At 66.2% G+C, this 12,814-nt stretch carries 6 protein-coding genes and 2 pseudogenes; 4 read left to right on the top strand and 4 right to left on the bottom strand.

The features are described 5' to 3' along the window. Positions 1-7 precede the first annotated feature (7 nt). Positions 8-415 (bottom strand): hypothetical protein, encoded by a 408-nt coding sequence (locus MasN3_RS15410; RefSeq protein WP_281908290.1) that lies wholly within the window; start codon positions 413-415, stop codon positions 8-10. A gap of 1,060 nt (positions 416-1,475) precedes the next feature. Beyond that, positions 1,476-6,044 carry an AAA domain-containing protein gene (locus MasN3_RS15405; protein ID WP_281908288.1) on the bottom strand — a complete coding sequence of 1,523 codons (4,569 nt, stop codon included), beginning with the start codon at positions 6,042-6,044 and terminating at the stop codon, positions 1,476-1,478. Between the two features lie 466 nt (positions 6,045-6,510). On the opposite strand from MasN3_RS15405, the gene MasN3_RS15400 reads away from it, so the two are divergent. Then, positions 6,511-7,089, top strand: a complete 579-nt coding sequence (locus tag MasN3_RS15400; RefSeq protein WP_281908287.1) for a hypothetical protein — start codon at positions 6,511-6,513, stop codon at positions 7,087-7,089. Between the two features lie 89 nt (positions 7,090-7,178). Here MasN3_RS15400 and ftsZ read toward each other — a convergent pair. After that, positions 7,179-8,198: pseudogene (gene ftsZ, locus MasN3_RS15395) on the bottom strand (cell division protein FtsZ); the annotation flags it as partial. Between the two features lie 349 nt (positions 8,199-8,547). Between ftsZ and MasN3_RS15390 the strand changes: the two are divergent. Continuing rightward, positions 8,548-9,414 carry an ADP-polyphosphate phosphotransferase gene (locus MasN3_RS15390; protein WP_281908284.1) on the top strand — a complete coding sequence of 289 codons (867 nt, stop codon included), beginning with the start codon at positions 8,548-8,550 and terminating at the stop codon, positions 9,412-9,414. A gap of 97 nt (positions 9,415-9,511) precedes the next feature. Next, complete coding sequence (locus tag MasN3_RS15385) at positions 9,512-10,825, top strand: hemolysin family protein (RefSeq protein WP_281908282.1); 1,314 nt, start codon at positions 9,512-9,514, stop codon at positions 10,823-10,825. On the opposite strand, the pseudogene MasN3_RS15380 reads toward MasN3_RS15385, so the two are convergent. Beyond that, positions 10,822-11,637, bottom strand: a pseudogene (locus MasN3_RS15380) (electron transfer flavoprotein subunit alpha/FixB family protein); the annotation flags it as partial. The gene MasN3_RS15385 and the pseudogene MasN3_RS15380 sit on opposite strands and share 4 nt — an antisense overlap. Between MasN3_RS15380 and MasN3_RS15375 the strand changes: the two are divergent. Continuing rightward, complete coding sequence (locus MasN3_RS15375; RefSeq protein WP_281908280.1) at positions 11,585-12,814, top strand: MFS transporter; 1,230 nt, start codon at positions 11,585-11,587, stop codon at positions 12,812-12,814. The pseudogene MasN3_RS15380 and the gene MasN3_RS15375 sit on opposite strands and share 53 nt — an antisense overlap.

Below are 12,814 nucleotides of genomic sequence, written 5' to 3'. Positions count from 1 at the left end.
ACAGGGATTACAGCGGATGCAGGGTCTCGCCCTGTGCAGGGTCTGCACCAGCACGCTGAAGCTCGTCGCGAATGCTGTCGTCAGTGGGGTCTGCAAGCCAGATGCTGAGTTGCTTGTCACCGCCGTCCGCGTGCACCCAGGCCTCCACTCGGTGAGTGAAGCCGCGAGCCCAGTACAGCCGGTCCATCTGCGCCAGCTTCCTTCGTGCGGCAGCCTGTGTCTTTTCTAGCTCCTTGTCCAGATTCTTCATGAAGCACTGTTCGCACTTTCCGTCGCGGTGCGCCTGCGCGCTGGCGGGATCGAATGCAGGATTCCGGCATCCACGTGTCGTGCATTTCTTCACCTGCACGCGGTCGAGCAGGCGCGCGACATCCGCTTCCGTTGCGTCAGCAAACGTGACGTCGCTGTGCGTCACGAAGGTAGTGCCTCGCTGTACAAGCTTGACCGTGATCCGGAAACGACTGTCGTAGAGCCAGACGATGGAAACACCGAAGCACGCAGTCTGGCGCCAAGCGGCCCGTCGCGGCTGACCACGAGGTTCTGCAGCGGATGGCCTGGTGCTGTTCGTCGACGCGTGTCCTGAAACTGATCGAGCCAGTCGTTCTTGTCGATTGATATCCGTGTCCTGACAGAACGAGCATTCCGGGAAGCGGAACATCGCGGATGGCGATGATAGCATCTGCGGGGCATCGGGCGCCGGCCGCCGCGTCGGACCAGAGATGCGTACCTGGCAGAATGCAGGTCCCGCATGCTCGGGCGTCGGTGTGCCCAGCCAGCATGCTGGCTGGTGTTGCTTCGCTGCTGGCCCGACCTGCATTCCTGTCAGGTCAACGGATGGCGGACCGGTTCAGGAACGGGATCCGAAGCGCCGGTACAGTTCAACGATGACTTGTCGCAGATCGAAAGGAAGGTCCGGGCTGGACCGGAGCGCAGCAGATTACATGATGCCGTTCGTGGCATTGACCAGGCCCTGGAGAAAAAATCAAAGTTGAATCAATGAGTTAGCTCATCCATTGATCGTCGAGTGGGGTGACCGGAGTCTCTAAGTAGTTGATTTTTAAGTAAAGTTAAACAGCCGTTGCTCATTCGTATGAATGGACCTTCGGCGCACGCCTGACCGATTCGTCCGAGGCGTACCTGAAATTTCCGGCCCATTACAGTTGGTGCCGCTGCACCGCTAGCGTGGTCGAGCGGATAGGACGCATCGGCTTCCGGGAGGTGCAGATTGCGCGGTTCTATGGACACGGATACTTCAGGAAGATTCCCAGCGTGCGCGCGATCGACGACATGGTAAGCCGGGTCGCCATGAGGAAGGGGAACCACGCGTACACCTCGTACGCGTACACCATGGTACGGCGCTGAGTCGCTGGGCCGAAGGGGGGCGGCCGCCGAATGAAGCCGCCGAGCGTGCGCACCGCCCGGGCCCGGCGCATCGGAGGCAGCTGGTCCGAGCCGGTTCGCTTAAATGGTACCGGTCATGGTATTGACGAGTTCGAGTCGGCAACAACCGCCGCTTCGACCAGCTGCGCAGCAGTGTCATCATGGCTTGCCCCTGCTTCCCGACCCCACTCCCGGTACTCCACCAGCGACGGAATCCGTTCCAGCGCGCCAAGCGGCTCGATCCCCATCTTCGCCAGTTGCCCGAGCAGTTCGGCCAGCACGGCCTCGCGCTGCAACGACCAGGTCGAGGCGAAGCAGCGCCAGAAAATCCATCCGGCCCGTTCCAGCACGCGCTGGCGGCCCATATCGGCGGCCCACCTGTCCGGCCCATGGAATTCGTCGCCATCGAGCTCGATGGCGAGGCGCCGGTCGTCCGCACCCTCGACCACCATGTCGATCCGGTAGCCCGCGGCCGGCACCTGCGGAATGACACGGTAGCCACGCTCGAACAGTTCGGTGTAGACGTCGCGCTCGAAGCCGGACTCGCACAGGGCGATGAGGCTGCCCGCTTCGTCGTTGCTCTCGACTGGCTTGGCGAAGTGCTCGACCAGCGTACGCCGCAGGTCGGCCGTGGACAGCTCTTCCAGACGGACCGAGCGCACCAGATACATGCGGTCGCGCGCACGGGATGCGGCCACGTTGAAGCGCTGGTCATACTGCAATCCCGACAGTGCATGGTGGTTGCGGCTGTCGGCCACCATGCTGAGGAAAACGATATCGCGCTCGCTGCCCTGGAAGATGCGGGCATCGCCACAGGCGAAATTGCGGCGTGCCAGCTCTGCCGCGTCACAGCGGGAACGTACCAGCTTGTCGATCGACTGCGCCTGTTCGGGACCGAGCAGGGATACCACGCCCAGGGTGCGACTGTGCAGCGCCGGGTCACGCAGGATCGCTTCGATTTCCGCTGCAATGAACTCGGCCTCCGGCAAGTTCTGCGACTTGGCGGACCGGTAGCCGTTGGCGACGAAGACGTCGACGAGCGGCGGGTCGAGGCGTTCCGAAGCCTTGGGAATGCGCAGCGGCTGGATGAAATCCTTGTAGAACACCCGGTTGCTGTAGGCGATGATCGGTTGAACGCAGCGGAAATGCTCGCGCAGCATGACCCTGGACGCGGCGAACACCGACGACGCGATGTCATACAGCGACATGTCGGCAGTGAGCACCGCTTCGAAGGGCTGGCCGGCCAGGAAGCGCCGGCGCAGGTCGACGATCTTGGCCGCCGAGACGAATCCCGCCTCGGGCGAGACCTGCTTGTCGTCGCCGACCACCAGGATCTGTTTGCCGCGCAGGACGGCGGGCAATGCCCACAGGTCCGACTGGCTCGCTTCGTCCACGATGACCAGGTCGAAGGCGCCGAGCGTGGCCGGCAGCGTCTCCGACACGCGGGCGTGGCTCATGATCCAGCAGGGGACGGCCGCCTGCGCGTCGACCATCGCCTGCTGGGCGTCACGGCGGTAGCGGGCGGCATTGACCCCGGTCCCCTTGCCGATCTTGCGCATGGCGATGCGGTAGGTTTCGAGCGCCGTCAGGACGTTCTGGCCGGCCTGGCGCCGCGTCGCGAGCCAGGCGGATTTCGAGACCAGGGTTTCGTAGAGGCGGGCGAGGCCCTTCTCGAGGTCGCGCCGGCGCGCTGCCAGGCTGCGCATTTCGTCGCGATCGTCGATGGCGTCCAGGTGGGTCTTCAAGCGCGCCCAGGTCCAGGCATCGCGCCAGCGCACCGGGAAGACCTTGTCGTCGCCGACGGCGTCGGCCGGCACCGTGAGCACGCGCGCGGCCAGGCGCGAGGCGCCATGGCGTGCGATGTCGCCGGCCAGCTTGTCTACGGTGGCAAGGACCGGTGCCAGCGCCTCGACGCGCCGGATCTCGGCAAGGATGTCGGCGTAGCCGGCCACGAGCGTCTCGGCGGACAGGTCCGCAGCGCCCAACGTATCTTCGACCAGCTTGCGCAGCTGTTCCGAGACCGGACCCGAGGTGCCCGCGAGCTGGTCCCGCAGGGCGGCCAGGCTTGTCATGGCCTCTGCCAGTTCGGCGCGCGTGAGATGCCGGCGCAACTGTTCGCGGACATGGGCCAGGTCGGCATGCCGCCCCAGCAGCTCGCCCTGGGGCACCCGGGCAAATACCTGCTCGGCCAGGCCAGGGAGCATGCGGTCGTGCGTCGTGGCCAGGGTATGCGCGCGGCGTGCGGCGAGCGCGATCTGTTCGGTCGCACGCAGCTGGCCGACATCCGGCTGGAGCAGGGGCAGGGTGAGCAGTTCGGCGAAGGCGTTCCAGCGCACCACGAAGGACAACAGCCGCGTGTGCAAAGCCGCGAAGCGCTGCACGTGCGCCCAGTCTTCGCGCGAGCCTGGTGCGAGTCCGGCGACGCGGATGGCGCCGATGTGCGGCTTGATGTCGCCCGCGCCGAAGGCCAGCAAGCCGAACGGCTTGCCGGACTCTGCCCCGCGCGCGATGGCGTCGAGCGCCTTGGGATGTTCCAGGGCCTCGCGCGGCGCCGTCACGGGGCGTTGCATGAACTCGGCCCTGGCCTGCAGGAGCGCGTCCATCTCCGAGAACAGCGCCTCAAGGGAACTCCGTTCGGTCGTGAAGTCGGCGCGCCGGCATTTCTCGCGCAGGGTGGAGACCCATGCATGCCCCGATTCCTCGAGTTCGCGCACCAGCGCGGCCGCGACGTCCAGCGCCGCAAGCAGCTCGCGGGCGCGCGCGAGAACGTCCGGTGTGGTCGCGCGCAGCGGGAGCAGCACGCCCGCCGCCTCGTCGCGCTCGATGTCGCGTACCGTCTGGAGCACCTCGTGCAGGCGGCCGACCTCCGCAGGCTGGAGCAGGGTGCCGGATGCCGGGACCTTGGCACGGCAGTAGACAAGATCGCTGCCGAGCCGGCGGCGCGCGTCGCGCAGCTGCATGCCGGCCTCGTCGCCGAAGGGCGGCGCATGTTCCGGCGCCAGCGACAACTGGTCGTCGAACCAGCCGAACTCTTCGTGTCCGTGGATCACCAGCTCGGCCATCTTCTGCGCGCGCATCGGCACGCCGTCGACATCGATCTCGCTCAGGTGCGCGCGGGCGATGTCGTCGATGCGGGTGTCGATTCGCGCCATCTCTTCATGCGCGCGGTCGAGTGCGGCGCGGCAGGCGGCGATGGCATCGCTCTCCACCTGCGGATTCAGATGGGTGAGGGTGTGAATGATTGCTTCGATCGATGCCTGAAACTGGCGCATGCCTTCCTTGTCGCCGGAGAGCAGCGCGACGCTCAAGGGGCGGATCGATGCAGGAATCTTCTCCTGGAGTACCTTCAGCGCCGGTTCGCCCTTGGAGGTGACCAGGATCCGTTTCCCCATTGCCAGGTAGTGGCTGATGATGTTGGCGATCGTATGGGTCTTGCCGGTGCCGGGTGGACCCTGGACCGCGACGCCCGGGCAGCGCGCCAGCTGCTGCACGATCGTCTCCTGTTCGCGGTTGTAGGGCAGCGGGAAGTAGAGTTCGCGCGGTTCGCCGCGGGTAGCCGGGCGGCCGGACAGGCCACGGAAGGCGATCGCTTCGTGCTCGATCACGGCCTCGCCAGGCGGCGTGACGATGCAGAGCGGTCCGTCGGGAATCGCGTCGCCGGCGCTGACCCGTTCCTTCAGGCGCGCAATGTCATCGATGAGGAAATGGCTGGGGCGCGGACGGGTGAACACGACCCACTGCTTGGTCACCACCAGCTGGTCGCCCGCGCCCGGTGCGCTGGCCGCTTCACGGTCGTAACGTGCCGACGCAGCGAGATTGCCGGCGGCCAGGCTCAGAATCGGCTCGACCGTCGTCGGGTCGAAGGGCGAGATGGCGATGTCCGGGCGCTCACGCAACAGGGTGCGCGCGGCGCGCTCGACATCGCCGATGCCGGGCACGCCGCAGGCGGCAAAGGCGTCGAACTCCAGGCGTGGCTCGAGCTGGCGCGGCCGCACGCCGATCGCATGGCTGGCATGGTCGATCTCGAGCTCCACGGCCTGGGTGATCAGGGGGTAGTGGAAGTCGCAGGACGCGGGTGAGCCGGCTTGGTCCGTGCCCGTGATGCGCCACGACGACACGCCCATGCCCCACACCAGCTCGGTCGGACGCACCGCTTCTTCCGATTCCAGGCGCGTCTTCAGCGCAAACAGGTCGGCGTACAGAGCCATCACCTGGCGGCGCGGTCGTTCACGCCCAGCCCAGTCGTTCCAGTGCTGGGTGTAGACCGTGAGCATGCGAGCGACCCGTGCGCGCCGCTGATCGTCGCGCCGTGTGGCCTCTTCCTCGCCGACGACACTGGCGTCCTGGTTGCGGGCGCTTGCCAGTGCGGCATCCTTCACGGTCGGCGAAGGGGCTGCCGGGTCGTCGCTGACCGTCAGGAAGGGAGCAAGCTCGGGCTCGGGAACGGCGGGGGCGCGGGTCGCCTCGAGGCGGTGTACCCGCAGCCAGATGGGCTCCCCATCGGTCTCCACGTTGAAGTCGACCCAAGGAAGTGTCTCGAGATCGGCATAGGTCTTCTTGAACTCGGTAGCCTTCGACAGTGTAAAAGCAGCAGGATCGATGTCCTTGGCTTGCTCGACCAGGTAGTCGAGCAGCCCGCTCATGAGCTGGGCAGGGGATTGCATGGTTGTTTCGCGAATCGGCGGTAGGGTAGGTGGTGGTTCAGCGCTGCGGTGGCATGCGTGGCTGCGGAGGATATGTTCTCAGCAGTTGGTGCTCAGTGGCATTGATTTCCGCAAGGTAGCGCTATATTAAACGCTTCTCAACGCTTCAGTGGTTTCACTATGGTGCTCAGGCTATCCAGCATGCGGCGATGTGTCGTGAATGTACTGGGCAGTCTAGTGATGGGAATGAGATGGAACCTAGCAACAACACCTACCGTCCATAAAATGTAACTAACCCACTGATGATGTTTCGGAGTCGGATAGCTCTGGCGTCAACGACTGCGGCCTGCCCAACACGGCATCAAGAGGGCATCCAGCAAGCTCGGAGGCATGCCGGACGTGGAAGAGGCCGAGGTGAGCGCGCGGGGATTTGCTAAGATGCCACGATTGCCACTTCGAACACCTTCCCATTGAGCGCCGTATCAGCATGATTCCATACACCTTCAACGACATCGAGGTAGGCGCCCGCCTGGTCGAGGCCCTGGTGCGCCAGGCGACGTCCCTGCGCGGCATGCCGATCACCTACGGCGACCTGCTCACGCTGGCGCGTTCTCTGCATCCGAAGGACGCGGTGCTCGGCCGCACGGTACCGGTGGGCATCGGTCCCAAGCTGCTGTTCGTGGAGGATTTTTGCGCCCTGAACGGCTATCCCAACCTGGCCTGCCTGGCGGCGCACAAGGACAGCCTGCCGCGTCCCGGATACCGGGGCGACTGGGAAGCCGACCGGCGCGCGGTCGCCGCATTCGACTGGAGCGCGGCCGAGGCGCCGCTGGCAGCCTATGTGGAAGCGATGCGCGCCAAGGTGCCGGCACGCTTCAAGCCGCGCAAGGAGCGGCCCGCGGACGTGGCCTGGTACGCCTACTACAATTCGCACCGGACCGCCTGCGAGCAGCTCGGCCCGGAGGACAAGCAGGAGATCATCAACCAGATGATGGCCGGACTGGATCCGGAGACGGCGCTGGCGCGCGTGCTCGCTGCCAAGCAGGAGCGCGGCGCCCTGTCCTGAGCCAGGGCGCAAACTGCGAAGCGCCGCTACGAGGCCGGCTGCCGCGGCGCAGGCGCCGGCGCGGGCCGCACCGGCGCCGACACGCCGCCCTGGCGCAGGACCGGTTGTCCCTGCGCCGCCGCGCGCGTCCCCGGGGTGCGCCGGCCCACGGCAAAGTCGCTGGGCCGGTTCAGGCCGGTGGCCACCACCGTGACGCGCATGGCGTCGCCCAGGCTGTCGTCGAACACCGCGCCGAACTTGATGATCGCCTCGTCGCTGGTCTGGGCGCAGATGGTGTTCATCACCAGCTTGGTTTCGCGCAGGCGCAGGGTTTCCTCGGAGGCGGCGATGTTCACCAGGACCCCGCGCGCGGCGCGCAGGTTGGAGCCATCGAGCAGCGGGCAGGCGATCGCTTCTTCTGCCGCCTTGACGGCGCGGTCCTCGCCGGCGTGCTGGGCCGAGCCCATCATGGCCATGCCGGTCTGGCGCATCACGGTGCGCACGTCCTCGAAGTCGACGTTGACCATGCCGGGCACGGTGATGATCTCCGCGATGCCGGTCACCGCCTTGCACAGCACCTCGTCGGCGGCGGCGAAGGCGTGCTTCTGGGTGATGTCTTCGCCCAGCACCTCCTCGAGACGGCTGTTGAGGACGATGACCAGCGAATCGACGCAGCGCGCCAGGGCCGCGATGCCTTCCTCGGCCACGCGCATGCGGCGCGGCCCTTCGAAGTCGAAGGGCTTGGAGACCACGCCGACGGTGAGGATGCCGAGCTCGCGCGCCACTTCGGCGACCACCGGCGCGGCGCCGGTGCCGGTGCCGCCGCCCATGCCGGCGGTGATGAAGACCATGTCGGCGCCCTTGAGCGCATCGGCGATGGCGGCGCGCTCGCGCACCGCGCTGTCGTGCCCCACGTTCGGGTCGCTGCCGGCGCCAAGGCCGCCTTCGCCGAGCTGGATGCGCTTTTCGGCCTTGGTATTCGACAAGGCCTGGGCGTCGGTGTTGGCGCAGATGAAGTCGAAGGTGGCCAGGCCGGACGAGACCATGTGGCTGACGGCATTACCGCCGGCGCCGCCCACGCCGATCACCTTGATGACCGTTGCCGGTTCGGGAAAAATTGATTCGGACAAGGAACACTCCGTGTGAAAAGATAACGATCGGCCCACGTCGCCATGGCGGCGCAGTGTATTGCGGCAGGCGCCGGCGGCGGCCAAGCCCATAAGACTAATGGCAACGGCGCGCACGCGAAAGTTTGTAAACGTTTCAAACGCAAGCATTTGTAAGAGCGCGTGCATCGCAATGGAAAGCGTGTTTGCTGTATGCACAGGAACTGTTGAGCGCTGGGAAAACCTCCGTTCCAGGAAGAAACGGCAATGGTGTGCCCGCTAATGTTTTGTCCCTTGTCGTTGTCGAATATATACCAAGGGCGCGCCGCCCTGAACGGCGGATGCGTTACCTTCTGGGCCAGGGAGGATGCACATGAAGATCGACGCACAGCGTTTTTGCATCGACGGCGAGCGCAGGATCAGCCTGGCCGACCTGCCGACCGAGGTCGCCCCGGTATACCGCTCGAAACAGCACTACCGCGAGATGCTCGCCAGGCACGTCGCCCGCCTCAGCGCGCGCCAGCAGGTCTTGTTCGCCTCGAACAGCCACGCGCTCCTCGTGATTTTCCAGGCCATGGATGCGGCGGGAAAGGACGGCGCGATCAAGCACGTGATGTCGGGCGTGAATCCCCAGGGCTGCCAGGTGCACAGCTACCAGCACCCGGCTCCGAAGGAGCTGCAGCACGATTTCCTCTGGCGCACCACGGTCGACCTGCCGGAGCGCGGGCACATCGGCATCTTCAACCGCTCCTATTACGAAGAAGTGCTGATCGCGCGCGTGCATCCGGAGATCCTGCGCAGCGAAGGCGTGCCCGCGGCGGCCCGCGAGGAGACGATCTGGCGCGAACGCTACCGCTCGATCCGGAACCTGGAACGGCACCTGGCCGCCAACGGTACCCGCGTCATCAAGTTCTTTCTTCACATCTCGCCGGAAGAACAGCGCAAGCGCCTGCTCAAGCGCATCGACGATCCGAAGAAGAATTGGAAGTTCAGCCTGGCCGACATCCAGGAGCGGGCATTCTGGAACGCCTACATGCAGGCCTACGAGGAATGCATCCGGCGCACCAGCACCCGCGCCGCACCCTGGTACGTGGTGCCGGCCGACGACAAGAAAAACGCCCGCCTCATCGTCTCGAAAATCGTCCTCGATGCGCTGCGCGGACTCGGGCTGCGGTATCCGCGCGCGGACGCCCGCCAGCGCGAAGCGCTGCAGGCGATCCGCCAGCGCTTGCGCGCGTGAGACCAGCGCGTTTTCGGGCTGTCGTTGCCACAAATAATTGCCAAACGTATACTGGACACCACAGCGGCGTTTCGCTGGTCTTCCAATCAGGTGTCCCGTGAGCTTGTTTCAACATATCGTCTTGATGATCCTGCTGGTGCTGGCCGCCGGCTTCCTGTCGCTCACGGAGATCGCCTTTGCCGGCGCGCGCAAGATCAAGCTCAAGCTGCTGGCCGAGGCCGGGGACGAGCGCGCCCTGCAGGTAATGGCGCTGCAGGTGCACTCGGCGGAATTCTTCGCTGCCTCGCAGATCGGCCTGAACGCGATCGCCATCCTGGGCGGCATCCTGGGCGAAGGCGCGCTGCGGCCTTTCTTCATCGACTGGGTCTCGACCGTCTACGTCGGTCCGGCGCTCGACAACATCGGCTTCGCCTTGTCCTTCCTGTTCGTCACCTGCCTGTTCATCCTGTTCGCGGACCTGATGCCCAAGCGCCTGGCGATGATCGCGCCCGAGCGCATCGCGGTCGCGGTGATCAAGCCGGTCCAGTGGTACATCCGGATCTGCAAGCCGCTGGCGTGGCTGCTGAACCTGGTCGCCAACCTGATTTTCCGGATATTCAAGGTCGACACCGCGCGCGAAGACAGCATCACCTTCGACGAGATCTCGGCCGCGGTGGAAGCAGGCGCCCAGGCCGGCGTGCTGCAGAAGCAGGAGCAGCACTTCATCGAGAACGTGTTCGAGCTGGAGTCGCGCTCGGTGGCCTCGGCCATGACGAACCGCGACAGCGTGGTGTATTTCACCCTGACCGAGAACGAAGCGAGCATCCGCCAGAAGGTGGCGGGACATTCGAAATTCCCGGTCTGCGACGGCAGCATCGACCGGGTGATCGGCTATGTGGACACGCGCGACATCCTGGTGCGGCTGCTGAACAAGCAGTCGGTGTTCCAGCTGAACGAGTCGAGCGTGCGCACCGTCCTGATCATCCCGGACACGCTGACCCTGTCCGAACTGCTCGACAAGTTCCGCGCCACCAAGGAAACCTTCGCGGTGGTGATCAACGAGTATGCGCTGGTGATGGGCGTGATCACCCTGAGCGACATCATGCTGACCGTGATGGGCAGCTGGGGCAGCCCGCTGGACCAGGACGACCAGATCATGCAGCGCGAGGACGGCTCATGGCTGATCGACGGCAGCACCCCGGTCGGCGACGTCAAGCGCACCGTCGGGCTCGAGAGCCTGCCTGACGAGGAGGCCTACGAGACCGCGGCCGGCTTCATGATGTACATGCTGCGCAAGGTCCCCAAGCGGACCGACAGCGTCGAATACATGGGGGTCAAGTTCGAGGTGCTCGACGTCGACCACTACCGGATCGACCAGCTCCTGGTCCGGATCCTGCCGCCCCCGCACGGCGAGCCGGAATCCGGCGACTAGCCCAGTTCCTCCACCAGTTGCGGCACGACCTCGAACAGGTCGCCCACCAGGCCGTAGTCGGCCACCGAGAAGATCGGCGCTTCCGGGTCCTTGTTGATGGCGACGATGGTCTTCGAGTCCTTCATGCCGGCCAGGTGCTGGATCGCGCCCGAGATGCCGACCGCGATGTACAGGGTCGGGGCGACGATCTTGCCGGTCTGGCCGACCTGCCAGTCGTTCGGCACGAAGCCGGCGTCCACCGCAGCGCGCGAGGCGCCCATGGCGGCTTTCAATCTGTCGGCCAGCGGCTCGAGCAGCTTGAAGTTCTCGGCCGAGCCGATGCCGCGGCCACCCGAGACGATGATCCTGGCGGCGGTCAGTTCCGGACGGCTTGAGGTGGCCAGCTCGCGGCCGACGAACGCCGACTTGGCCACGTCGGGCACAAGCGCGATCTGCTCGACCGCAGCCGACCCGCCGGTGGCGGCGGCGTCAAACGCGGTGCCGCGCACGGTGATGACCTTCACCGGGTCGCCGGATTGCACGGTGGCGATGGCGTTGCCGGCGTAGATCGGGCGCTCGAAGGTGTCCGGGGACGCGACCTTGGTAATTTCCGAGATCTGGGCCACGTCCAGCCTGGCGACCACGCGCGGCAGGATGTTCTTGCCGTAGGCGGTGGCCGGGGCCAGGATGTGCGAGTAGCTTGCCGCGATCGACAGGATCTGCTCGGCCACGTTCTCGGCCAGGCCATCCAGCAGGTGCGGCGCGTCGGCGACCAGCACTTTGCTCACGCCGGCGATGCCGGCGGCGGCTTCGGCGGCGGAGCCGCAGCCAGAGTTCGGCCACTACGGCGACCGCCTGGGGCGCAAGAAGATCCTGATGATCACCCTCATGATGATGGGCGGCGCCAGCGTGCTCATCGGCCTGCTGCCGAGCTACCAGCAGATCGGCGTGATGGCGCCGATCCTGCTGGTGGTGCTGCGCCTGGTGCAGGGCTTCGCCATCGGCGGCGAGTGGGGCGGCGCCACCCTGATGTCGATGGAGCACGCCAAGCCCAAGGGACGCGGCCTGGCGGTCTCGATCGTCGCCTCGGGCGGCCCCAGCGGCGCGCTGCTGGGCACCATGGTGATGATGGGCTTCTCAAAGCTGCCGAACGAGGAGTTCCTGTCCTGGGGCTGGCGCGTGCCTTTCCTGCTCAGCGCGCTGCTGCTGGTGCTGGGCGTGGTGATCCGCATGAAGCTCGACGAAACCCCGGAATTCGAGGAAGCGCGCAAGAAGCGCCTGGCCGCCGGCAAGAAGGTGAGCGTGCTGCCGGTGGTGACGGTGTTCCGCCACAACCGCGCCCAAGTGCTGTCGGGCGTAATCGGCGGCCTGGCGCCGCTGGCCTTCGCCACCTTCGGCGCCGCCTTCCTGCTCAACTACGCGGTCACGGCGGGCCACAGCCGCACCGATGCGCTGCTGGCCATGACGATCGCGAACTTCCTGCACATCTTCACCATGCCGTGCTTCGGCGCGCTGTCGGACCGCCTGGGCCGCCGTCCGCTCCTGATCACCGGCGCGATCCTGGGCGCGGTGCTGACTTGGCCGATCTTCCTGCTGGTGAACCAGGGCAGCCTGGGCGCCCTGACCCTGGCCCTGGTGCTGGCGCTGCCGGTGGTGCAGGCGATGCTGGGCGGTCCGGTGAACACCTGGATGGGCGAGAAGTTCGCGGCCGACGTGCGCTACAGCGGCATCGCGGTGACCTTCCAGATCGCCTCGACCCTGGGCTCGGGCCTGGCGCCGATGATCGCTTCCGGCCTGCTGGCCATGCGCGGCGGCACCGATCCGGTGCTGGTGGCCCTGTTCTTCGGCGGCCTGTGCGTGGTGAGCGCGATCGCCTACTTCTTCAGCGCCGAGCGTTTCGACCAGGAGCTGCCGGTGTACACCGCCGGCACCGAGGAGGCGAACGAGGCCGAGCGCGAGGCGCGTGCGGCGCTGGCCGCGGTCGAAGCCGGCAAGCTCGGGGTGCGCTGA

Origin of the sequence: Massilia varians, assembly GCF_027923905.1 — a bacterium.
Taxonomy (GTDB): Bacteria; Pseudomonadota; Gammaproteobacteria; order Burkholderiales; family Burkholderiaceae_D; genus Telluria; species Telluria varians_B.
Note: the sequence above shows the minus strand (reverse complement) of the source record. Positions and strands in the feature narration are given on the sequence as shown.

Coding starts and splice junctions, on each gene's coding strand:
- MasN3_RS15400 (WP_281908287.1), top strand. CDS start 6,511: ATGATTCCATACACCTTCAACGACATCGAGGTAGGCGCCCGCCTGGTC.
- MasN3_RS15390 (WP_281908284.1), top strand. CDS start 8,548: ATGAAGATCGACGCACAGCGTTTTTGCATCGACGGCGAGCGCAGGATC.
- MasN3_RS15405 (WP_281908288.1), bottom strand. CDS start 6,044: ATGCAATCCCCTGCCCAGCTCATGAGCGGGCTGCTCGACTACCTGGTC.